Origin of the sequence: Natronoarchaeum sp. GCM10025321 (genome assembly GCF_042663585.1) — an archaeon.
In the GTDB taxonomy this organism is placed as follows: Archaea; Halobacteriota; Halobacteria; order Halobacteriales; family Natronoarchaeaceae; genus Natranaeroarchaeum.
In genome coordinates this window covers 499,707-521,660 of sequence record NZ_JBHTAN010000006.1, presented here as the reverse complement: position 1 = coordinate 521,660, position 21,954 = coordinate 499,707, and the positions used below count along the sequence as shown (strand labels likewise).

Sequence of the window (21,954 nt, the reverse complement as noted above, 5' to 3'; positions counted from 1 at the left end):
GAGGGAGGAATAGGATATCAAATAACGACTTCAGCCTCGGGAAACAACTCGTCTTCTGTCCGTCTTGCCTCTTTACCTTCACCGACCAGCGTCGATACTTCGACCTGTTCGGAGAACCGTTCCGGATCGGGTTCGACAGGCTGGACCAGCGTCGAGAAGGTCGTTCCCCGCCGTCCACCCCCCATGACGATACCCCCGCACTTCCGTTCTTCAAACGGAGTCTCGTCCGGGTCGGGGAACTCCTCGCGGATGATCTGTGCCGTGTCTCTGATGTACTCGGCCGCCTGCTGTTGGGAGTACGAGCTTTCGATATAGTACGTCTCGGCGTGTTCCTCGTCGAGATCCTCTGTCAAGTGTCCCGGCGATTCATACAGTATAGACTCATTCGTCGTATACCCACTGGCAAACCGGACGTTCATCGTGAAGCTATCGGGATACCGCACAATGATTGGAGAGAACAACATGTCCGTGACGGTGGTTCGCTGCTGGATCCGCCAGAGTGCCTCCAGATAGTACGAAGTGAGTTCACCGACCCGGTCGTCGCGTTCACCACGACCATACGCCGCTGCGACCGCTCTGTAATCCGGGCCGGCAATGCGCTCGAGTCGTCGCTCAAAGCTCTTGGCGACGCGGTCGAGTTCCGTTTCGTATGCTGTCAATAATGATACGTTCGGATCGGCGAGCATCGCCGCCTTCTGTTCTCTGGCGTCCGCTACGCGCATCATGTTCTGATGGAATAGCCGCTCGGCCTCGATAGTCGCAAGCGGTGTTCTGACCGCGTTTCGGTGTAGAACACGTGCGTCGCCGTTGAGCCGGCCATGCTCTTTCTCCATGCAGCAATTACTCGGAGATCAAGTATTATCAATCCAATGGGTCATGGGTTCTGTCTAGCCTACGACGGGTCGAAAACCGGGTTTCGGGCCGGCTACTCAGTGGCTTAGCCAAATAGTGTCAATACTACCATAAATACTCATAGAGGGCACTGTCTAGTTCAGCACTTCCTCGGCAGGCATGCGGCCATCTAGCGCTTGATTTGGCCGATATCGGTTGTAGTAGTGCCTAAACCGCCGCAGCCACCGTTTCGCGCTACCTTGACTGCCCCGCCAAAACGAGTGAAAACGGTCGATCCGCATATCACAGTCTGGAACCATTTTTCGATGTGGTTCCGATCGGTATAGTCGAGCTGACCGCTCAATTCGTGGCGAGCGCCTCGATATTCCCATAGATATACTGATAGGTGACCTCGCCCCAGCTACTCTCCGGATATTGCTCCATTCGCCTTTATTAGAACGATCCGTACTGGTTGTTCGGTCGTCTGGACCGTACTGCACGCAATATCATAAGAAAACTTATATCATGTGCTCTCGTTGAGGAAGTGATCATGAGTTCACGGAGACCAGACGGTGACGCAGGCCGTATGTCACACGCCACCATTAGTCGGCGTCGACTCCTCGCGATGAGTGGAGTCGTCGCAGTCGGCGGATTGAGCGGTTGTGTGAGTCGAGTGGCGTCGGCTGTCACGAATACTGGCGCATCACCGGCAGCAGTGTTTGCAGGCGAAGACGACTCAGTCGGTGAACCACACGTGAGTCGGCTGACTCCGACGTTTTCAGCTGGGTCTGGATTGCTTTCTGGGGACGTGGAGCTCGAAGCGTGGGTGACTTCGGTCGCGCTCCGCGATGAGGACTACAACACCCCTCGGAGTAACCGGTCCGCTGCTCGACCGGATGACTTGGATTCGGATGCTGACGGCGTTGAGGACGAGGCCGATGTTCGCAATGCTGCAGTAGAACTGGAGACACAGCTCCTCGGTCAGACGAACGAGGCCGCAGAAGCTATCAGCAAGCGCAGTGCACGAACTGGTCGGAATCCAGAAACCAACAAGCCAATCACAGAGCGTTTTGAGGAGATGATGGGCACTATTGACAGGATACAGGCGACGTTAGAGCGTTGTTCTAATGACGTGTGTGTGACGGTTCTGAAGAACGCAGACCACCGAACGAAGCTCGTTCAGCAGGCACAGAGACACGTCGGCGACGAGGAATGGGACCAAGCGGCAACCGCCGTCGACGAGGTCCGGGACATCGTCGAGGGGGATATCGAACGGCTCGAAGACTACAACTCCCCTCGGAGCAATCGAAGCATTGCAGCCCCCGATGGCGTCCGTACTGACGACGAAGCTGATGAGATCGTTCGGTATTTGGATGATGCGCCGGTCGTGGCCGGACGGTTTACGGTGTGTTTGCCCGATGCTGACGTTCCCGGCGGAAACGGGAGTCTCGCAGCGGAAGTGACTCCGCAACGGTTCATCGATTATCTCACGGGGCGGGCCGCGGCTGACAGTGATGGGAACGTGTACGCGTGGGGAAGTACTCATCCACCCTCGGCGGTAGCTGAAGATAGTGACGAAGATGACGACACGGTGTGTTCTGAAGCAGTGAACTCTAGCGTCGCGAACGAAATTCTCTGTAAGTCGAACCATCTGGAAGCGGATATTTCCGGGCCGGTTGTGACAGGTGGGGGTCTCCGCACACTGCGGACAGATGTGGGGGTTACGGTCGTGAATGACCCGCCGGAAGCTGCGGTAGGCCCGTCGGTCCTCGTGTGCCCTGTTGATGGTGAGGCGTACGAGCCGTCGGACTTGAGCGGGTGGGGGTCGGAATCTGGGGCACGGTCGGAGACACCGACTGTCGTCTGTCAGGTGTGGGTACAGCCGCCGGAGTGTCCGTACCCGCTTCCTGCGTTGCTGTACGTGAAGCGGTGTCGGAGTGACGAACAGCTCGTCTACACGGGTGGGTGGGTTCTCGATGATGCGGCGCTGTATCCGGATTCAGTGACGGCATTGACGATTGCGGGGGGAACGCAAGTGGTCGGTGTAGAAGCCGTGGTCGATGGTGAGTGCTGTTTGGATTACAACGACGCGCTGTCGCGGTCGTTGTCAACTGAACGGGCTCGGCGGGGGGCGCGTCTTGATTTAGGGTCGGTCAGTTCCTTGGTTGAGGCTCGCGTGCTTTCGGAAGATGGTGGGGGGAAACTGTATGCGTGGGGAAGGAATGATTACTCGAAGGCTGACTCTGGTACTAACGGAGAAACTGACGGAGCTCACGGTGAGGTTACCGTGTTACATTGTCCGTTGGATGCGCCGATTCTTCACCTGGTGAATGCAGGGCGGGCGTCCAACGAAGTGAAGTTCAAAGCGGGGGCTGAACTCTCGAAGAGCATCAACTGAGTCGCCTCCATTCAGCGACTCTCCCACTGCTCTGCCTTGTTTAACTCGATAAAATCCATTATATACACTATCGAAACGATTCGGTTGAAACCATCAAATACGATATGATGGTAAGATTCTTTATCTGTGGTGACGTAGGTCTCGCTATGTCATCAGAAACGGATGGGCAGGGACGGCTGTACATCCCAAAGGAGGTGCGCGAGAAGTACGGCCAAAAGTACCACATCGTCATGTACGAGGACAGAATCGAGCTGATCCCAGTCGCGGACGATCCACTCGCCGCTGTCCGCGAAGCGGCAGGCGAGCTTCACGATGCATCCGTCGAGGAGATCCAAGAGGACATCGAGGCGGAGGCAGAAAACGAAGCTCAGGAGGCCGGCGGCGACAGATGACGGTGTACGTCGAGACTGATTTCCTGCTCGCACTCGCCAAAGACACTGATTGGTTGCAGGGCTCCGCTGAGGACGCCCTCGTCGAGTACGACGTCGAAACGTCACCGTTCTCATATCTCGAACTCCTCCTCGCTCGAGAACGCTACGAGTTCGACTACGTTCCGCTGGTGGCGAACCTGCTCGAACTCATCCCTGTACGAAACGAGGAAGAGAAACAGGTAGTGCTGAAAGCAGTCAACTACTACAACGAGGGAATGACGCCGTTCGACGCGTTCCACGCAGCAACTGCGGAAACGCGGGGGATGGACGTACTCTCCTCTGAGAGGGACTACGAAGATATCAAGGTAGAACGAGTCCCGCTCGAACCGACCGACGAGGAATGACTACGGACGGAGGATATCGTCCCAGCTGAACGAAGCGTGGTACTCGTAGTGATTGTCGTGGCCGCATGTACCACAGGCCTGCGTCGAATCTTCCGGCTGTACATCGAGTCCGAACATCTGTTGGATGGCGTCGAGACCCGACGCGGATCGTACTAATATTCTCATAAACGTTCTGTAACAGCCGTTCTTCCGGCTATCGACTCTCCCGCTGTTCGGCCTTGTTCAGTTCGATGCAATCCATACTGGAATCTCGTGAAAATAGCGTCGTGTCACAGACTTTTCCCCTGAATTCGAGAGATAGAAGACGTCTGTAGATAGAACATATAAATAGAGGCGCCTTGCTCTACTGGCGGTTGTTCCGATCGGTTAGAGCGTGTCGAATGAATCGATCACGTTGCTCGTCGAATGGGTCTCGACGAGATTTTGTTCGTCGAAGTCGGTATCATCGCTCCAAACGTCTGCGTCCTTGGCGAAGGCACACGCGACATATAGCACGTCGTCGGGATCGGTTCCCCCGATCGCTGCTTCGGCCTCTTCGATGTGCGGATAGAACTCGTCGGCGGGGACGACCTCAATATACTGAAACAGGAGTTCGACGAACTGCGCGACTCGATCTGGAGTCATCCCTGACTTCTCGACAATCAACTCCGTGTAGTTCTCGATCTCGTCGTAGACGAATTTGGGTGTCAGGAGGTCAGGTTCGAGCGTGACGATGAGTTCACGGGTTTTCGAGTCGGCGATGAGCGCGGAGATGACGATGTTGGCATCGACGACCAGTTTCATTCGTCGAGGCTACTCCGACTCTTCTTCGACGCGCTCGTGTGCGCTCTCGTTGATTTTGTTAGCGATATCGGCGACGTCGCTCTCGGTGAGTTCACTCCCGGACGTGAGTTCATCCATCACTTCGAGTGTCTCGAGTTTTTTCTGGATGGCCTGTCTGGTAACCTCGCTCCAGTTGATTTCGGGGTGTCTCTCCATCCGGTCTTTGAGGTCGTCGCCGACGTTGACCGTGATCGTTGGCATACAGAAAGCTATGTGCGCACAGAATACTGTGTCTTTCGGTGAATGCGTTTCGTGTATCGTTCCCAGGGATGCCTCTGGAAAGGGTTGAACCATTGAAATCGGATTACCTCAGCGAGACTCCCGCTGCTCGGCCTTGTTCAAGTCGGTGAAATCCATAATGGATTCTCTGGAATGACATCCTCCCCGTCGTGAACGACGGGGTTTCCTCCGTGGGAGTCTCAGACTGTCTGAGAGTCCCCGGAGGCAACATTCCCGTCACGGTGGACGGTACTCGGGTCTGTGCGCTGTTCTTTGGGACGGTGAGAGCGTGGTGACTCCAGCCATTCGTGGCTGTCCCACTCGAACCGCACGGGCCGTGCCATCGGCCTGACTGCTTTCTCTGTGTACCGTCTCAGGAACGTTTCTGAGGCTGTAAGGTCGGCGTGTCCTTCAAATCCGAACGGACAGGTGAGTGTGTCCTGATGCCGTGTCGTTCGGTCTGTGCCGCCACACTGCGGGCACTCTTGACTGGTCCACGCCTCTGATCGGACCTCGACCGAGATGCCGTATTCCTCGGCGGTACAGGCCAGTCGCTCGGTGAACTGCTTGAACGCCCAGAAGTTGTGGGTCTTGGCGTTCGTCTCGACCGACCAGTGTGTTTCCAGCACGTCGGTCAAGCCACCGATATACACCGTATCCACACCTTCGGCGTACAGCCGTTCCAGCAGGTCACGACACAGTACCTCTTGTGCGTGGTCGCGGCGACGAGTCCGTTTCCGGTACAGCCGCCGGATACGCTCGCTACTGTACCTGCCTTCTTCGAGTTTTGACTGCAACCGAGCGATCTCGCGTGCCGTCTCACGGAATCGTTGGAACAACTCGCGGCCTTTGTACAGGTATTGCGCGCCGGTCGTGGTGGTACAGGCGACGAGATTGTTCGCACCAATGTCCAGAGCGGCCTTCTCGTCGGCCAGTGGAGTGTCCCGTGCATCGTCAGAAACAGTCACAGGTTGCGAAGCTCGGAAGGTGCAATCAGTCTCGTCGTACCACAGCTCTAGTCGGCCTTGGTCTTCGTAGTCGGGCCAATTCGGGTCGCCAACGATTTCCAGACGGAGACGGCTTTTCGGGCTGTTGTGCTTGTCTCGGAGTTCTTTTCCGACGACCATCTCGAGCCGGGAGCGGTCGCCACATTCGACGCTGTATGCGTCTTTTCGGACGACGCCTTTGAGAACACGACCATCGTCCTCGTTACCACGGAAGCCCGGCGGTTCCGGGTGTTCCGTGACTGACGTATTGGACTCGTCGTGATACGCTTTCTTGTTCTCGAAGAACGATCGCCACGCTTCGCTGTTTGCTCGCCGGACAGTTTGAGCGGTGGACGCGCCGAGAACGGCTTTGTATTTGCCTTCGAGACGCCCTGTATCGGCGTCCCATACGTCACCGTCGAAGCCGTCTTCGTCGTTGTAGCGCATGAGACGCTCGTAGTTAATCTCGTTCCAGAGAGCGGCGGAAGCGTCTAACAGGCCGCGTAGCACCTGCTCATCGTCGTCGGTGAGCGGTCGCACGACGAACGTGTTGGTACGCTTCATGCCACAATTCTTTTCACGTCTCCACGTCAAATAAGTCTTGTAAGACATGACCGTTGACACACCGCTTACGTGTTACATTTGTGGAGAGACCGACGATTGGACTACCGTTGATTTGATTGGTTGTTTCGAGGATCGACAGGCCGCAGGGGAACGGTTTGAAGAAAAGCATGGGAAAGAACCGGACAGCTACCTGTTCGTCTGTCCCGAGTGCAAAGAGGAGAATCCGCACCATGCCGAAAACTGCTATGAGAAGTACGGGAAAGTCACATGAGGCCAGCAATTGACCTTTCCTACGGATTACACGGTCGTCTGAAAGATTACGCCGAAGCAAACGACTTGGAACTTTCAGAAGCGTATGCAGAAGTGTTGGAAGCGGGTCTTGAAGCGTTGGAGACTCAAGACCAGCAGTAACGCAGCGGTTTCTTACCAGAGCGTACGCGATTCACGCCCGCCGTGAACGGCGGGATTCTCTCGCTGTATCAAGATAGTGTCCAACCACACGTCCAATACGACAGAATTCAGGATACAAAGGGCGTTTATCGGTGGACTATTGAAATGAAGTGCCCTTGCTCTACGGAGAGTCGTTCCGATCGGCTAGCGCGTATCAAACGAGTCGATCACTTCGGATCGGGTTGCTCGTTATCGCGTTGCTGTCGAAGCGTGGACTGCGCCCGCTCGACGTAAGAGTTTGACGACCAACTGCGAGCGTCACTCATCTCGGCCAAAAACTCGTCGGCAGCGTCCGGCGAGATCGCGTCGTTGCGAACCAGTGCGGTGAGGAGGATGGGCGTCGTGACGATGCGGGTCTCGGCCAGCGAGGCGTGGACGAGCGCAAGTCGATTGAACTCGTCACAGAGCAGTTGCACAGCGTCGATATCGTTCGCCAGCGTGACTGCCGCGTTCTCACCGTCGTCCAGCGGGAACGTCTCGTCCAGTTCGATGGAACGAGTCTCCAACGCAGAGCGACGGTCGAGAACCGCCTGTGCCGCCTCACCGGATGCGTCGTCGTAGGACGCCGTCTCGGTGAGTTCGTCGACGACCTGCTCTGGGACGACCACGGTGTGCGAATCGAGGAGAAGGTCGAGCGGATTCGGTGAGGTGCCCGCCACCGTCCCCAGGCTTACGAGAGCCGACGTGTCGGCGACTATCAGAACCATCTACGAGTCGGCCAGCTCCTCTGCGACCTCGTCCACGAATTCGTCGGTCAGTTGCTCTTTCAGCAGTCGGAAGTTGGCGGCCTCCTCGTGCCCGACGAGGTCTTTCAGTTCCTCGAACGTGATGTCGTCGTCGTAGAAGGCCTCCGCGATTTCCTGTTTCATTTCGTCGGAGTGCGCGGCGTCCCGCAAGTAGTCCCGAAGCGCGGAGATGAGGATGTCCGTCCGATCCGTCTCGAACACCGCAGCGAGCGCGTCGGCCCGGTTTACCAGTCCCCTCGGTGCACGGAACTGGACGCGCTTCTTCTTGGACTCGGAGCCCATATGTGTACATTGTGAGTACAGGAGCAAAACGCTTGCGCTCTCGTCACTACCACATCCTTCGGAGCCACCGAACCCTGACACGGTGTTTTTCACCGAGCCTGAATCGAAAGAGCAGCTACCACAAGAACATTCCGAAGAGTGAACGGACTCCATACGGCTTATATTGTCGAATTTCGAGCTATCGGCTCTCCCGCTGTTCCGCCTTGTTCAACTCGATCAGCAGTCGGAAGATCGCTTTCACGAGATTCCGGTCGACGTCGAACTGGTCGGCGTTATCGCTCGCCCGGTCCATCACCGCCTCTTCCTGTGACTCGTCGGTCGTCGGGAGGCCCTGTTGCTCTTTGACGCCGGCAATAGTGTCGGCGACGTAGGTTCGCCGTGCGATCAACTCGACGATCTCCTGATCGATGTCTTCGATCTCCTCGCGGAGTTCGTCGAGGCTCATCTCGTCCGCGCGCCCTTGGATTGTGTCGTTGTCAGCCATGTGGTCCCACGTCGGTTATTCCAACTCTCTCGTACCCCTTCGAGTGCCTTTCGGTCGCCGACCGCGACGACGCTTGGGCCGGTCCCCGACAGCGAGACGCCGTAGGCGTCGGGCAGTGCCTCGATAGCGGGTGCGGTCGGGAACTCCAGTGCGGCGCTGAAGGCGAAGCCGTTGACCGTCATCGCCAGCCCGTAGCGGCCGTCGACCGCGAGTTCGGCGACCAGTTCGGCGACCGGCGCGATCCGATGACACTGCTCGACGTCGGCGTCCGCACTGAACGCCTGCTCGGGCGGGGTGTAGACGAGCACGTCCCAGTCGACGGTCTCGTGGGCGAGCAGTTCGTCTTCCGTGTTGTCGGTGACCGTGACGCCGCCGAGCATCGACGCCGAGGCGTCATCGAACGCTCCGGTGATCGTGACGCCGACGTCGCGAGCGGCCTCGACGCCGAGCAGACACGCTGTCTCGCGATCGACCTCACTGGCCACGTCCAGGGCGTCAAGCGTGGCGAGAACGGTTGCGTTCGCCGCCGCGCTGGAACTCTTGAGCCCCGACGCCATCGGCACCTCGCTTTCCGTCGTGACCGTTCCGCCCTCGCCAGCACCGTAGTGCTCGGTCGTCAACTCGACACAGCGCTCGATCAGGCGCGTGTCGGCCTCCGGTGCGCCGTCTATCTCGCCGTCGACGCCCTCGCTATCGGTCAGCGAGACCGTGGCTGTGGTGTACTCGTCGATGGCGAACGCCGATCCCTTGCCGCTTGCGAGCGCGTTCAGTATGGTTCCCGCAGCAGGCGCTTCCGCCGTCCCGTTCATGCTGTGATAGAGTCACAAAGTGTACTTACCTCTTGCTCTTCCGCCGGGCGTCGCTCCGCGACAGGCGAACGCGGCGCTTTTCCCCTCGTCGGTCCAACCTGCACGTATGAGCGCACGCAACCACGTCGCACCATCGACGCTCGGAATCTCTCTCGAGGAGGAGGGAATCACCGTCGAGTATCTCGACGGCCGCGAAGTGTTCTATCACGGACCGCCGAAGAAGGCCGACGAGACGGTGCGGACCGCCCCCGGAAAACTCGTCCAGGTGCTGGTCACCGACCCGACCGAGACAGAGGGCGTAATGATGTACGTCAACGATCTGGATACCCACGACTCGATCCTCGAAACGACGGGTGTGGGCCGAGTCTACGTCGAGCCAGGCGAGGAGAAACAACTGTTCCCCGGCGTACACGCCACCGCAGAGGGCCACTCGGTCATCGTCGAAGCCGACCCGGCCGTGGCCCGCGGACGCGTGTTCGTCTTTGCGGAGGACGAGATGGGCGAACGGGCCTACGAGATCGTCGATGAGAGCGACGAGGAGTAAGATGCCGCTCCGAACGCAGTGGCGCGACCTCGACCGCGAGGCCGCTCGGGCCGCGCCGAACCGCTACGGCCTCATCGAGTACGGCACCGCCGATAGCGACGTGCTAGCCGTCGAGACGGGGATGCTCAAGGACGAACTCAAAAGCGCCGTAGGCTACCGGGACGCGGATGCTGTGCGGTGGAAAGAAACCCAGACGAAAGAGCAGGCCGAGTCGCTTGCCGCGGAGCACCGCGAGCGCCTCGACGGATAACTCACTCCGCGGAGCACCGCGAGCGCCTCGACGGATAACTCACTCCGCCGAGCACCGGGAGCGCCTCGACGGATAACTCACTCCGCCGAGCACCAGGAGCACCCGGCGGGTAACTCACGCCATCGGATCCACGACCTGTTCCATGACGACGGCCTCCGCTTTTCTGAGATGCTCGGCTGCGGTCCCGGGCGAACAGCCCAGCACGTCGGCAACCGCCGACAGCTCTCCCTCCCGCGGCGACTGGTAGTAGCCACACTCGACCGCCGCTCGAACGGCCTCGCGCTGGCGGGCCGTCAGTCGAGTGCTGGTCTCGAACGGTTGCGCGTCGTACCGACTTACTTCGAGTACGTCCACCGTTAGCTCCGAGGGGACGTCTTCGACAGCGGCCTGCACCTCGGCCGACTCCCCGATCAGCGACAGGCGCATGCTCCCGTCCTCGCGGTACTCGATCGGCGGTGCGATGACGATCCCGGCCCGATCGAACGCCCTGACGATCGAGGCCCCTCCCGGGGAGAGCGATTCGCGGACGTAGAGGTAGAACGACTCGCCGACCGAAGAGACGTGATACTCCTCGACGATGTCGACCTCTTTGATAGCGTCGACATACGGCTCCTGGGGCCCAGTGACACGGAAGATCATCTCCAGACTCCCACCCGACGGGGCCTGCCAGTGCAGCAGTTTCGACCCCTGATACGCCGATTCCCTCACCACGTACTGGTGCATGGGGTGCCGAAACGACTCCGGAAGTTCGAGACTGATACGGACGAACCTCACACCGGCTATACAGAGAGACACTGTATAAAACAACCCCATCAGTGAGGCAGTAAACACAACATGTGGGCCTTCGAACACCAACTGTACAGCGAACAGACGCGGAACGCCCTCAAATCCCCGCCTATGACATCGCAACAGGATACGCAACCGATCGAGCGCAGCCGACAGTTCGAGTCACTCATCGACGAGTACGTTCTCGACAGAGAGGATCACAGCAACGCGCCGGGCGTCGTGATCCGTCCGGACGAGGTACAGCAAGTCCTCCAGACACTCCGCGAGGAGGCCGGATTCGACCATCTCGCCTGCGTCACGGCCCAGGAGTACGAGGACCGCTTCGAGACGATCTACCACCTCCGGCAGTACGACGACCCGGCCCAGGAGGTAAGCGTGGTCGTGCCGACGACGACCGACGACCCGCGAAGCCAGAGCGCCGCGCCGGTCTACGAGACCGCCGACTGGCACGAACGCGAGGCCTACGACCTCGTCGGCATCGAGTATGACGAGCATCCGAACCTCGAACGAATCCTGCTCCCCGAGACGTGGCAGGGCCACCCGCATCGAGAGGCCTACAATCAGGACCGCCCACAGATCGTCCCGTTCCGCGAGCACGCCAACCCCCTCGAAGCGGACAAACGCGTCACCGAGGAGGGGACGGACACGATGCTGATCAACATCGGCCCGCACCATCCTGCGACCCACGGCGTGATGCACCTGAAGACGGTCCTCGACGGCGAGATGGTCGTCGACGTCGAACCCGATATCGGCTACATCCATCGCTGCGAGGAGCAGATGTGCTCGCAGGGGACCTATCGCCACCAGATCATGCCGTATCCCGACCGCTGGGACTGGGGCGGCGCAGGCCTGCTCAACGAATGGGCGTACGCACGCACCGCCGAGGACCTCGCCGACCTCGACGTCCCGGAGTACGCGCAGGTGATCCGCACCATGTCGGCCGAACTCAGCCGGATGCTCTCGCATTTCCTCGCACTCGGCGCGTTCGCTCTCGACGTCGTCGGCGACTTCACGGCGACGTTCATGTACGCGATTCAGGACCGCGAGCGAGTGCAGAACCTGCTCGAAGACCTGACCGGCCAGCGACTGATGTTCAACTACTTCCGACTGGGCGGGGTCGCGTGGGACCTCCCCGAACCCCGCGAGGAGTTCTTCGAGAAGACCAGAGATTTCCTCGACGGCCTCCCCGAATCCGTCGCGGACTACCACAACCTACTGACCGAAAACGAGGTGCTGCAGGTCCGAACGGTCGATACCGGCCATCTCGATCCGGAAGTCGCAAAGCAGTACGGCTGTACCGGGCCGGTCGCCCGTGGCTCCGGCATCGACTACGACCTCCGACGGGACGACCCGTACGGCTACTACGACGAACTCGACTGGGACGTCGTCACCGAGGACGGCTGTGACAACTTCTCGCGCCTGCTCGTCCGGATGCGAGAAGTCGAGCAGTCCGCGCGGATCGTCGACCAGTGTATCGACCTGCTCGAGGACTGGCCCGAGGAGGACCGCCAGGTCCAGAGCAACGTCCCGCGCACGCTCAAACCCGATCCGGACACCGAGATCTACCGCGCCGTCGAAGCCGCCAAGGGCGAACTCGGCATCTACATCCGCGCCGACGGCACGGACACGCCCGCACGGTTCAAGATCCGCGGCCCATCCTTCTCGAACCTCCAGTCGCTACCGGAGTTCGGAACCGGCGGCTACGTCGCCGATCTGATCGCCTCGCTCGGCAGCCTCGACACGATCATGGGCGAGGTCGATCGCTAGAAGTCGACAGCCCGAAGGTCCGGCACCTAAAACGGCCGGACAATGACCGGCGGCACTTACACCCTGTTGATTCACCTCGCCAGTCCGGCCGCAATCGAGATCGGCGCGCTCGGCACCCACGACCTCGCTGCAGGCTGGTACGCCTACACCGGCAGCGCGTTTGGCGCGGGCGGCTTCTCCCGGATCGACCGCCATCGCCGGATCGCCGCGGGCGAACACGAGGTCAGACACTGGCACATCGACTACCTGCTCGGCCATCCCGCCGCGAGCGTCGCCGACGTCGAACGCCACCCCGACGAGGACGTCGAGTGTGCAGTCGCCGCCGCGCTCCCCGACTCGCCGGTGCCCGGCTTTGGCTCCTCCGACTGTGACTGCCCCGCCCATCTCGCGTACGACGCCGACGGCGAGGCGCTCCGGGCGGCGATCCGGGCGGCCTACGACCGTTGACCGTCGAGTGAAACCGATGCCTTAAACCCAGCCGACTGGCTACACGGAATTGCGTGCGAGGGTAGCCAAGCCTGGAAACGGCGGCGGACTCAAGATCCGCTCCCGTAGGGGTCCAAGGGTTCAAATCCCTTCCCTCGCACTGTAGCCCACACGGGCCCTCGCAAACAGTGCGGCAAGACGGAGCGTCTTGCCCTCGCAAACTTCTCACCGACGTCACCGGCGAGAGCCGTCAGTACCGAGATGGGCACACTGAATATGGAGTGGAAGAATCGTGCAGACACAGATGTCCCCGGGATGGCTCGATTCGAAGCCCTTCGAGGTACAGCTAATTATCGTCGCGACGGTCTGTGATCTCACCGGCGCGTCACTCGGCTACGCGCTCCACCCGCAACTCGGCGTCGAACCGCTGATAGGTCTCATCTACGGGCTGGTCGCCGGAACGTTCCCGCTTGCGATCTGGCTGTTCCAACAGCCGGAAGTCAGGTCTTAGTGTACGCAGGCCAAGACGGTGATAATGGACGAGCAGACGGATCCCAGCGCGATCAGATCGATCGCAGTCACCGCTGGCGACGTCGTGACCGCAATCGAGCGAAGCCTGCGGAGCAAGGACGATGTCGTACTGCGCGTGACGCCGCCGTTTGCGGGCCGGATGCGGGCGCGGATCCACCGGGCTGGCGACGATCAGTACGGCGAGCCAGCGCCGATCCACGTCGACCCGACCGACCTCGTCGACGACGTGCCCGCCTATCCGGAACCGGCAGAGACCGAAGACGACCTGCGATCCGATCCGGACCGGGAGTACGCGCCGGACCGACATCGGGAGTATCACCAGCAGGTGGTCGAGGAGTGGCGCGCCCGCATCGGCGAGCGGATCGTCGAGGAGACGACCCTGCAGTGGGACGGAGGCAGTCATCGGGTGACCGTCAAGCGACTCGGCTAACCGGTCGGGACCGACAAAGTGACGGCACCGCTGCGGGTAGCAGGGGTATGGGAAACGAGGAGACCGCACGAGCGGAGGTCGCAGAGCGCGCCGCAAGTGCCGGGGCCGACCGGGCGCTCGCCATGTTCCAGGGTGAACTGGCCGTCGAGACGAAATCGAACGCGGCGGATCTCGTCACGGAGGCGGACCGGGAGGCCCAGCGAGCGGTCTTCGAGACGATCCGGGAGCGGTATCCGGACGATCCGATCGTCGGCGAGGAGGAAGACGCGCTGAAGGAGGTGCCGGCGACGGGGCCGGCGTGGATCGTCGATCCGATCGACGGGACGGCGAACTACGTCCGCGGAAACCCGATCTGGGGCACCAGCGTCGCGGCGGTGAGCGATCAGGAGGCGGTCGCCGGGACGACGGTGCTGCCGGCGCTCGGGGATGCCTACGTCGCGGACGATGCGACGGCGCGGCTGAACGGGGAGCCGATATCGGTGAGCGCTCGGACGGACCCGGCGGCCGCACAGGTCGCCACGACGCTCTGGTGGGGGTTCATGGACGGTGACGCGCACATCGAGACGCTCGGAGACATCGGGCGAGCGTTCGGCGATATCCGGCGGTTCGGATCGGCACAGGCGACGCTCGCGATGGTCGCCAGCGGGACGGTCGACGCCGCGGCGTCACCGATCACGCCGAACCCGTGGGATTCGGTCGTTGGCGTCCAGTTGATCCGTAACGCTGGCGGGGTCGTGACGGACGTCCACGGCGACCGCTGGGAGGTCGGTGCGGAGGGACTCGTCGCCTCGAACGGTCACCTCCACGACGCGCTACTCGATCTGGTGGGGTAGACCGGAACCCTGAAAGTGCGTCCGGACGCTGGATGGGGTATGGAAGAGCTGTACGAGCGAGTCGACCCGTTTCGCGCGTGGCTTGCGGCGCTGGTAGGACTCATCGGCGTGCTCGTCGTCGGGTCGCTAGCGTTTCCGCGGCAGGTCTACGATGGCTTTCTCTGGCGCTACTTCTGGGGGCCCGTCGCGGCCGACGGCCAGGGAGCGACGTGTGCCGTCAGAGAGGGCGGAGAGACGGCGCTCCTGTCGAGCAGCACCGAGTGTGCCCAGGCGGCGGGCTACGTCGCTGAGCCGGGCTACACCACTGTCTCGACGGTCAGCTACGCCGTCATCCTCGTGTTCATGCTCGTCGGCGTCGTCCTGCTGTTGCGCCGACTGGACCTCGGCTACGATCCCGATTTCTTCTTCGCGCTGTTCCCGTTCGTCCTGTTCGGCGGGGCGCTCCGGACCGTCGAGGACGTCGGCGTGACACTCGGCCCCGAAGCCGCGACGACGGTTCCGTTCCCCTGGAGCGCTGTCCTCATCAGCCCCTTCATCTACTTCACCGTCTTCTTCCTGACGCTCGCGGCCTTGCTGGGGAGCATAGCGCTCGAACGGGAGGGTATCGTCGAACGGTTCCAGCCGCCGCTGGCCGTCACCGGCGCGTTCTTGCTCTCGATCACGCTCGCCTACCTCGTCTGGGTGAGTCAGGTCTCCGAACTGATCAGCTTCAACGCCGGGGTGCCCGTCGTCATCCTCGGCAGCGCGACGGTGCTCACCGCCATCGTCTGGTGGGCGACCGAGCGGTTCGCGCCGGTCGTCAACTACGGCACCGGCCTCATGGGCGCGCTGATCATCTGGGGCCACAACGTCGACGGCATCGCGAACGTCCTGAGCCTCGACTGGGGCTACGTGTTCGGCCTGCCGAACTACGGCCCGAAACACGTCGTCAACGGCTTCATCTACAACAACACTGGCGCGATCCAGCCAGCGTGGCTCACTGACGCCATCGGGACTGCCTGGCCCTTCGTCCTCCTCAAACTCGCGGCGGCCGTGTTCGTCGTCTGGATCTTCGACGAGCGCATCTTCGAGGAGAGTCCGACCTACTCGATGTTGCTCCTGGTCACGGTTCTCGCGGTCGGTCTCGGTCCCGGGACGCGCGACATGCTCCGGGCGACGCTGGGGATCTGAACTGTGCCCGTAGCGGGGTTTCGGATCGAACCGTGACGTAGACGGCACTTGTTGGGTACCAGCGCGTTATGTTGCCGGCCCTTCTCAGAACATCAATCGGTCCGACGTGCGTACGAGACCCGACGGTCTGGTCATCGCCGTTAACGGCGGGACTCGTTCGCGGTCAGCCGTAGCCATCCCTTTCAGGTGACGCCGACCGACGATGCTGTCTGCCTGAGCAACGGTGCAGTCCTGATGAGCAAGGGGGCAGTTTGCCTGATGCTGGCCCCGCAGTCGACAGGATCGGCCCGAGTATCGAACGGCGGCGTGGGGGCACCTTGGTATACCAAGGTTATTGAATCTCCCCCGAGAGAACCCCGATATGGCTACGGTCATGGAGTTCAATATCCCCGCCGAGGAGTTCCCGCTAGGGAGCATCTTCGAGACTATTTCAGGGGTGGTCGTCGAACTCGAACGGATCGTCCCGCACGACGCCAGGATCGTCCCGTACTTCTGGGTCCGGGGCGGAGCGATCCCGGATATCGAAGCCGCGTTCGGCGACCACAGCGGCGTGGACGAGATCAAACTGGTCGACAGCGTCGACGAGGAGTACCTGTTGCGAGCGGAGTGGGTGCCGGAGTACGTCGGCGTCCTGAACGCGCTGGCAAAGTTCGATATCGTCGTCCTCTCGGCGCGTGGAACGTGCGAGGGCTGGCAGTTCAAGGTGCGCTGTGAGGACCGGCCACGAATCCGCGAGTTTCATACCTACTGTCAGGACCAGGCGATTCCCATCGAGGTCGGGGCGGTCCACGCGCTGTTGCCGATCCAGAGCGGTGGCTACGAACTGACGGACGCACAGCGAGAAGCCCTGGTGCTGGCCTACGATCACGGCTATTTCGACTCGCCGCGGGAGGCGTCGCTCGACGAGATCGCCGCGGAGCTAGATATCACACAGCAATCGCTTTCCTCGCGGCTCAGACGGGGCTATCGACGGCTGGTCGGGGCGACGCTCAAAAGCGAGTAGCGCCGTCGGGCGTCCTCAGGGATACGGATGATAGCGCCGATCCAGCCGTGGCTCGAACCCGAGGTTGTCGGGCACCGACCGGGCCCGGTCGCTGAAGAACGGATCGCCAGTGAACAACGGCTGGGCCGACGGGACGACCGCCCGGACGACCTCGAAGTCGATCGTCTCCAGATCGCGCGGCGTCAGCCTGATACCGTACGACGAAAGCCCGGCGTCGGCGACGCGCTCGGTGAGCATTTCGAGTTCGGCCTCGCCCTCGGGCACGTCGTCCGGGCCGACAGAGTCGACCGGGATCGGATCGCCGGCGTCGACGAAGGCGGCCGCTTCTTCGGGGAACGAGGCGTACTCGCCGATCGCACCGCTCTCGTCCTCGGCGGCGTCTTCGCCGATCGAGCGCAGTTCCATCCAATTCTGGAGCGACTCGGCCAGCGCGTCCCGCGCCGCCGCGACCGGGTCGAGGTCGGCAGCCGATCCGACCGCAAAGCGGGGCCACTCGCCGTCGCGGTGGACGGCCACGGCCACAACGGGGACGTCGACGTCCTGTGTCACGAGCAGCGGCGTCACCGTGAGCCCCTGGCTCCGGGCGCGTCGGGCGAGCGACTGGAACGCCTCGTCGTCGACGGCGAGCGCCAGCGGTTCGAAAGTCGAGTACCAGGCCAGCATCGTCGCGTCGCGTTCGATCACCTCGTACAGCCCCGAGAGTAACGCGCCGACAGTGGACGAACCCAGGCCGAGGCCGGTCGTGATCGCCGGGCCGAACTCGCGTGATGGCGGCGGAAACGGTCCCTTCTCGGCTGGCAGATGCACCGTCTCGTGCGTATCGAGATCCAGTCCGGGAAGCCACGGGATCGGTTCGTCAGTCGGTGGCTCGGAGTCTCCGGGGACGACGAACGCCGCGGGCGAGACGGCGTTGTCTACCGTGTCGGCTGTGCCCGTCGGGAACGTCTCCTCGCGGTAGATAGCCGCGCCGTAGCGCTCCAGGGCCTCGCCCAGCGCCTTCATGAACGCGGCGTTCCAGTCCGGATCGACGCCCGCGGCCTGGGCGGGGGCGTCGGCGTCGCTGAAGCCCTCCGTTGCCCGGACGTTCGCGAGGTAGTACGGCGCGGGGAAGGACTCGACTTCGCCGACCGAGTCGACGACTCCAACGCGCTCGTCGAGTGCCATCTCGGCCCGTTCGAGCGCCTCCTCGACCGGCGAGGGCTCGTACGCGAGGTCGAACTCGCGGTCGGGCGGGGAGCCACACGCACAGTCGGGAACCGGCAGGAACTGACGGCGGCGATGGGGGATTTCGATCACGCCGCCCAGCACCGAGGACGTCTCCCCGGAGAGTACCTGGACGAGTTCGTGGCCCGCGACTGAGCCGGCGAGCCGAACCGCGCTGCGCCCGGCCGACGGTTCCTCGGCCGATGGCTCCGGCTCTCGGTCCGCCTCGGCGCGCGTGCGAAGACAGTCATAACAGCCCGTCGGGGGGGCGAAACCGGACACGGCGGCGTCGACGGCGTCGAGCGCTCGTCCACCGATCCCGCCGATTTCGATTGCGATCCAGGGGGTCTCCCCGGCGAGAGCGGCGTCGTTTGCACGCTCGAACGTCTCCGCGCCGGCGAGGTCGCTGACGACAGCGAACTCGGCGTCATCGATTGCGTCTGTATCCCCAGTCCGCGTCGAGACTGATGTGTCCGCCAGCGTCTGTCTCACGGCGTCGATTGCGGGTCCCTCGCCGACGAGTGTAACGTCCATGAGGAAAGCGTCGGGCGGGAAGTCGAAAAAGAGTAGGGATCTAGTTCAGAATCGACTGCGCCGTCGTCGCGAGTTGATCGTTGTCCGCGTCGCGGAGTCGGTCGTCTCCGAACTTCAGGCGCAGGCGCGGGCGACCGACGTCGATGGGGACCTTCTCGGTATCGATCAGGCCCATATCTTCGAGTTTGGTCTTCGTCCGGGAGAACGTCGCTTTCGAGGCGATACCGACATCCTCGCCCCACTTGCTGATGTCGTACAGCAGTGCCTCGTTTTTGGCCGCGACGAGCAGGCTGATCGTCACTTCGTCGAGACCGTCACCGTCGCCGCGGGCCGTCTCGAGGGAGTCCAGAATGTTCGAGAAGTCCGCTTCGGCGTCCGGACCGATCTCGTCTTCGAGGGTGTTGCGTACCCGTGTGATCGGTGGCGTACGGAGATTGAACTCGTCGGCCGCGTCCCAGCGGTCGCGATACGTCTCGACGGCCTGATCGACGAACTCCTCGTCCTCGGAGACGAGTCCGGCGACCTGACTGCCGGCGTCGATCAGCGCGACGACGGACTCGTCGGTGACGAGCAGGGAGTTCCGCGGCGGGCTCTCGACCGTTCGGAGCGAGAGTACGTCCAGGTCGACGAGATCCGCAGTGTTGCTCGCGACGATGAAGTCGTCCATCACGTCCTTGAGCGTTCGTTCCTCGGCGAGCATCTGGATCGACGGCAGGTCCCCCTCGAACTTGATCGCGACGTCGACGAACGTCTCGATTGTTCCGGGAGCCGGGTTGACGACGAGCAGCTCCTCGTCAGCATCGTCGATCAGCTCACGGAGTAGATCATCAAGCTGTTTATCGAGTAAATTTGAAGTCATGTCTATGTACAGGTGAAGTGGGTTAGACACTTAATTTTATTGGCCGAAAGAGGGCCAAATCTTTCATTCATTTATACTTTCTAAATATACATGATATATAGAGAGAAAATTGCCTGAGGGAACCATTCAGGGAAACAATCAAATAGGTTCCCTCCGAGGGTGTTCGATACGATGAACGCCGTTGCTCGCGTCGACGGATCGATGTGGACTATCGAAGCGACCGAACACAAAGAGTTGGGCGTCGGACTTGCCGGGGGAAGTGCGTACACCGGCCCCTGACCCGCGAGGGGTTCTCGTCCCGTCGAAGGATAGCCTAGACGACGAGTTCGCCGGATCCGTCCTCGTCCACCGAGCGTAGTCGTTCGACGATACTGTTGATCAGGACGACATCGCCGACCGACCGGACCCAGCGGTACGGGATCATAATGCCCTGAGAGCCGTCCACGTGGCCCGAGAACAGTTCCATATTGAGTTGGTGCAGCGCGAGTCCCGTCACCTGCTTGTGATCGAGGTCGAGACGGACGTCTTCGATCTCACCCACGAACACCCCGTTGTTCGAGTACACTTCACGGCCGACGAGCGCAGTAATCTCCGCTGAGGAGTTCTCCATACCCCCTCATGAGCGGGGTGTCACGTTAACTTTTCGTCAGACACGGTGGTTGGGAGGAAAAAACCGGACGGTTGGCCGGGAGTCGAAACGCCGACACCCCCGAACGTGGGGGCGACTCACTGAGAGAGATCCGAACACCACACTGAGAGAACGGGAACCGGTTCGAGACAGCGCGGCCGTCGAAATCCCCATAGGTCCACGAGACGTTGCAAGCGTATGGACGAGTCACAGACGATGCCCGAACGGCCGACCGCGCTCGACGACGGCGACGACCTCGACGCCTTCATCGAGGAGTACGACCTCGCACTCGTCGAGTTTTACACCGACGGCTGTTCGATCTGCGCGTCGATGGAGCCGATCCTGAGCAACGTCCACCGGAGCACCGCCGCAACCGTGGGGACGATCAATCCCCGGAACGATCCGCCGCTGGTCGAGGAGTACGACGTCCGGAGCGTGCCGTTGCTCGTCGTCTTCGTCGACGGTGAACCGGTCGAGCGCGTCGCCGAGGGGTTCGTCGAGACGGATCGACTGGTCGAACTGATCGAATCACACGCAAGCTAACGGACCGTTGTATCCTGCTGGGTATCCCAGGCGAGGCACTTTTGCCGAGGGACCGAGACGTTCGGACATGGACGTTCTCATCATCGGCGGAACCGGACTGATCAGCACCGCGATCACGCGCCAACTCGTCGACGCCGGCCACGACGTGACCTGTTTCACCCGCGGTGAGACCGAGGCGGACGTCCCCGAGGAGGTGGCGTTCGTCCACGGCGACCGGGACGACCACGCGGAGTTCACTGCGCAGGTCCGCGACCTCGACGTCGACTGCGTGATCGACATGATCTGCTTTGACGCCGAGCAGGCCGAGCGCGCCGTCGAGGCGTTCGCTGGCGAGGTCGAGCAGTACGTCTTCTGCTCGACGGTCGACGTCTACCACCGACCGCTGGCGACGAATCCGGTGACCGAGGACGCGGCGCGCGAGCCAGCGACTAGCGAGTACGGCGCGAACAAGGCCGCCGCCGAGGACGTCTTCACCGACGCCGACGGCGAGGCGTTCGCGGCGACGATCATCCGGCCGTGGAGCACCTACGGCGATCACGGCCCGGTCCTGCACACCTTCGGCGACGGGACCTACGTCCTCGACCGCATCCGGGAGGGCAAACCGATCGTCGTCCACGGCGACGGGACCTCCCTGTGGGGGCCCTGTCACCGCGAGGACGTGGCTCGGGCGTTCGTCAACGCCGTCGGCAACGAGCGCGCCTACAGCGAGGCGTATCACGTCACGAGCGAGGAGGTGATCACGTGGAACCAGTACTACGAGATCGTCGCCGAGGCGCTCGACGCGCCGGAACCGGACCTCGTCCACATCCCGACCGAGCAGTTGCGCGAGGCCGACCCGGAGCGTCGACATCTGCTGGAGAACCATACCTACTACTCCACCGTCTTCGACAACACGAAAGCCAGGCGCGATCTGGGCTTCGAGTACACCATTCCCTTCGCAGAGGGCGTCTCCCGGGCAATCGCGTGGCTCGACGACAACGACAAGATCGAGCCCTGGGACAGCGAGCACGACGACGAGATCATCCGGGTCTGGCGCGACTCGATGGGGACGTTCCAGGAGCGCGTCGACGAAGAGTAGCGC

Annotated in this window: 26 protein-coding genes, 1 tRNA gene and 1 pseudogene; 15 read left to right on the top strand and 13 right to left on the bottom strand. The window is 61.8% G+C overall.

Features of this window, described 5'->3' with window-relative positions; translation table 11 throughout:
• Positions 1-17 precede the first annotated feature (17 nt).
• The gene (locus ACFQL3_RS05470) at positions 18-833 is read right to left on the bottom strand and encodes a hypothetical protein (RefSeq protein WP_377052134.1); all 816 of its coding nucleotides are present in this window, start codon (positions 831-833) and stop codon (positions 18-20) included.
• A 153-nt stretch (positions 834-986) separates the two neighbouring features.
• Positions 987-1,207, bottom strand: a pseudogene (locus tag ACFQL3_RS05465) (IS6 family transposase); the annotation flags it as partial.
• A 432-nt stretch (positions 1,208-1,639) separates the two neighbouring features.
• On the opposite strand from ACFQL3_RS05465, the gene ACFQL3_RS05460 reads away from it, so the two are divergent.
• The 3 genes from ACFQL3_RS05460 to ACFQL3_RS05450 all read left to right on the top strand — a co-directional run bounded on the left by ACFQL3_RS05460 (position 1,640) and on the right by ACFQL3_RS05450 (position 4,004).
• The gene (locus ACFQL3_RS05460; protein ID WP_377052132.1) at positions 1,640-3,229 is read left to right on the top strand and encodes a hypothetical protein; all 1,590 of its coding nucleotides are present in this window, start codon (positions 1,640-1,642) and stop codon (positions 3,227-3,229) included.
• 146 nt (positions 3,230-3,375) lie between these two features.
• Positions 3,376-3,621: an AbrB/MazE/SpoVT family DNA-binding domain-containing protein gene (locus ACFQL3_RS05455; protein WP_377052130.1), complete on the top strand. Its 246-nt coding sequence runs from the start codon at positions 3,376-3,378 to the stop codon at positions 3,619-3,621.
• The gene (locus ACFQL3_RS05450) at positions 3,618-4,004 is read left to right on the top strand and encodes a PIN domain-containing protein (RefSeq protein ID WP_377052128.1); all 387 of its coding nucleotides are present in this window, start codon (positions 3,618-3,620) and stop codon (positions 4,002-4,004) included. Before ACFQL3_RS05455 ends, ACFQL3_RS05450 begins: the two co-directional genes overlap by 4 nt.
• A 366-nt stretch (positions 4,005-4,370) precedes the next feature.
• On the opposite strand, the gene ACFQL3_RS05445 is transcribed toward ACFQL3_RS05450, so the two are convergent.
• The 7 genes from ACFQL3_RS05445 to ACFQL3_RS05415 all read right to left on the bottom strand — a co-directional run bounded on the left by ACFQL3_RS05445 (position 4,371) and on the right by ACFQL3_RS05415 (position 9,366).
• Positions 4,371-4,787 carry a PIN domain-containing protein gene (locus ACFQL3_RS05445; RefSeq protein WP_377052126.1) on the bottom strand — a complete coding sequence of 139 codons (417 nt, stop codon included), beginning with the start codon at positions 4,785-4,787 and terminating at the stop codon, positions 4,371-4,373.
• A 9-nt stretch (positions 4,788-4,796) separates the two neighbouring features.
• The gene (locus ACFQL3_RS05440; RefSeq protein WP_377052124.1) at positions 4,797-5,027 is read right to left on the bottom strand and encodes a hypothetical protein; all 231 of its coding nucleotides are present in this window, start codon (positions 5,025-5,027) and stop codon (positions 4,797-4,799) included.
• 218 nt (positions 5,028-5,245) lie between these two features.
• Complete coding sequence (locus ACFQL3_RS05435) at positions 5,246-6,595, bottom strand: RNA-guided endonuclease InsQ/TnpB family protein (RefSeq protein ID WP_377052122.1); 1,350 nt, start codon at positions 6,593-6,595, stop codon at positions 5,246-5,248.
• 617 nt (positions 6,596-7,212) lie between these two features.
• Positions 7,213-7,752 carry a hypothetical protein gene (locus ACFQL3_RS05430; protein WP_377052120.1) on the bottom strand — a complete coding sequence of 180 codons (540 nt, stop codon included), beginning with the start codon at positions 7,750-7,752 and terminating at the stop codon, positions 7,213-7,215.
• A complete protein-coding gene (locus tag ACFQL3_RS05425) occupies positions 7,753-8,073 on the bottom strand; it encodes a hypothetical protein (protein ID WP_377052118.1) in 321 nt (106 codons plus the stop codon).
• 178 nt (positions 8,074-8,251) lie between these two features.
• Complete coding sequence (locus ACFQL3_RS05420) at positions 8,252-8,557, bottom strand: chorismate mutase (RefSeq protein WP_377052116.1); 306 nt, start codon at positions 8,555-8,557, stop codon at positions 8,252-8,254.
• Positions 8,515-9,366, bottom strand: a complete 852-nt coding sequence (locus ACFQL3_RS05415; RefSeq protein ID WP_377052114.1) for a shikimate kinase — start codon at positions 9,364-9,366, stop codon at positions 8,515-8,517. Before ACFQL3_RS05415 ends, ACFQL3_RS05420 begins: the two co-directional genes overlap by 43 nt.
• Positions 9,367-9,472: 106 nt before the next feature.
• Between ACFQL3_RS05415 and ACFQL3_RS05410 the strand changes: the two genes are divergently transcribed.
• Positions 9,473-9,910, top strand: coding sequence for a DUF5796 family protein (locus ACFQL3_RS05410; protein WP_377052112.1), 438 nt, complete (start codon positions 9,473-9,475; stop codon positions 9,908-9,910).
• A gap of 1 nt (position 9,911) precedes the next feature.
• Complete coding sequence (locus tag ACFQL3_RS05405; RefSeq protein ID WP_377052110.1) at positions 9,912-10,160, top strand: DUF7508 domain-containing protein; 249 nt, start codon at positions 9,912-9,914, stop codon at positions 10,158-10,160.
• A gap of 114 nt (positions 10,161-10,274) precedes the next feature.
• Here ACFQL3_RS05405 and ACFQL3_RS05400 read toward each other — a convergent pair whose 3' ends face one another.
• A complete protein-coding gene (locus ACFQL3_RS05400; protein ID WP_377052108.1) occupies positions 10,275-10,934 on the bottom strand; it encodes a helix-turn-helix domain-containing protein in 660 nt (219 codons plus the stop codon).
• A gap of 123 nt (positions 10,935-11,057) precedes the next feature.
• On the opposite strand from ACFQL3_RS05400, the gene ACFQL3_RS05395 reads away from it, so the two are divergent.
• The 8 genes from ACFQL3_RS05395 (at position 11,058) to ACFQL3_RS05360 (ending at position 17,106) form a co-directional block, all read left to right on the top strand.
• Positions 11,058-12,713: an NADH-quinone oxidoreductase subunit D gene (locus tag ACFQL3_RS05395; RefSeq protein WP_377052106.1), complete on the top strand. Its 1,656-nt coding sequence runs from the start codon at positions 11,058-11,060 to the stop codon at positions 12,711-12,713.
• A 42-nt stretch (positions 12,714-12,755) separates the two neighbouring features.
• On the top strand, positions 12,756-13,160 hold the full coding sequence (locus ACFQL3_RS05390; protein ID WP_377052104.1) for a GIY-YIG nuclease family protein: 405 nt from the start codon (positions 12,756-12,758) through the stop codon (positions 13,158-13,160).
• 55 nt (positions 13,161-13,215) lie between these two features.
• Positions 13,216-13,299: transfer RNA gene (locus ACFQL3_RS05385), tRNA-Leu, on the top strand.
• Positions 13,300-13,431: 132 nt separating this feature from the next.
• Entirely contained in the window at positions 13,432-13,650 is a 219-nt protein-coding gene (locus ACFQL3_RS05380; protein WP_377052102.1) for a hypothetical protein, read from the top strand.
• Positions 13,651-13,674: 24 nt separating this feature from the next.
• Complete coding sequence (locus ACFQL3_RS05375; RefSeq protein ID WP_377052100.1) at positions 13,675-14,100, top strand: hypothetical protein; 426 nt, start codon at positions 13,675-13,677, stop codon at positions 14,098-14,100.
• Between the two features lie 47 nt (positions 14,101-14,147).
• On the top strand, positions 14,148-14,933 hold the full coding sequence (locus ACFQL3_RS05370; RefSeq protein WP_377052098.1) for an inositol monophosphatase family protein: 786 nt from the start codon (positions 14,148-14,150) through the stop codon (positions 14,931-14,933).
• A gap of 39 nt (positions 14,934-14,972) precedes the next feature.
• Positions 14,973-16,103: a DUF63 family protein gene (locus tag ACFQL3_RS05365; RefSeq protein ID WP_377052096.1), complete on the top strand. Its 1,131-nt coding sequence runs from the start codon at positions 14,973-14,975 to the stop codon at positions 16,101-16,103.
• A gap of 361 nt (positions 16,104-16,464) precedes the next feature.
• On the top strand, positions 16,465-17,106 hold the full coding sequence (locus ACFQL3_RS05360; protein WP_377052094.1) for a helix-turn-helix domain-containing protein: 642 nt from the start codon (positions 16,465-16,467) through the stop codon (positions 17,104-17,106).
• 15 nt (positions 17,107-17,121) lie between these two features.
• Here the strand turns inward: ACFQL3_RS05360 and ACFQL3_RS05355 are convergent, their stop codons facing one another.
• From ACFQL3_RS05355 to ACFQL3_RS05345, 3 genes are all read right to left on the bottom strand, one after another.
• Positions 17,122-18,843 carry a YcaO-like family protein gene (locus ACFQL3_RS05355; protein ID WP_377052092.1) on the bottom strand — a complete coding sequence of 574 codons (1,722 nt, stop codon included), beginning with the start codon at positions 18,841-18,843 and terminating at the stop codon, positions 17,122-17,124.
• 40 nt (positions 18,844-18,883) lie between these two features.
• Entirely contained in the window at positions 18,884-19,702 is an 819-nt protein-coding gene (gene tbsP / locus ACFQL3_RS05350) for a transcriptional regulator TbsP (protein ID WP_377052090.1), read from the bottom strand.
• A 313-nt stretch (positions 19,703-20,015) separates the two neighbouring features.
• A complete protein-coding gene (locus ACFQL3_RS05345; RefSeq protein ID WP_377052088.1) occupies positions 20,016-20,312 on the bottom strand; it encodes a PRC-barrel domain-containing protein in 297 nt (98 codons plus the stop codon).
• 216 nt (positions 20,313-20,528) lie between these two features.
• Between ACFQL3_RS05345 and ACFQL3_RS05340 the strand changes: the two genes are divergently transcribed.
• Both ACFQL3_RS05340 and ACFQL3_RS05335 read left to right on the top strand, forming a co-directional pair.
• Positions 20,529-20,873 (top strand): thioredoxin family protein, encoded by a 345-nt coding sequence (locus tag ACFQL3_RS05340; protein WP_377052086.1) that lies wholly within the window; start codon positions 20,529-20,531, stop codon positions 20,871-20,873.
• A gap of 67 nt (positions 20,874-20,940) precedes the next feature.
• Positions 20,941-21,951, top strand: coding sequence for an NAD-dependent epimerase/dehydratase family protein (locus ACFQL3_RS05335; protein ID WP_377052084.1), 1,011 nt, complete (start codon positions 20,941-20,943; stop codon positions 21,949-21,951).
• Positions 21,952-21,954 lie beyond the last annotated feature (3 nt).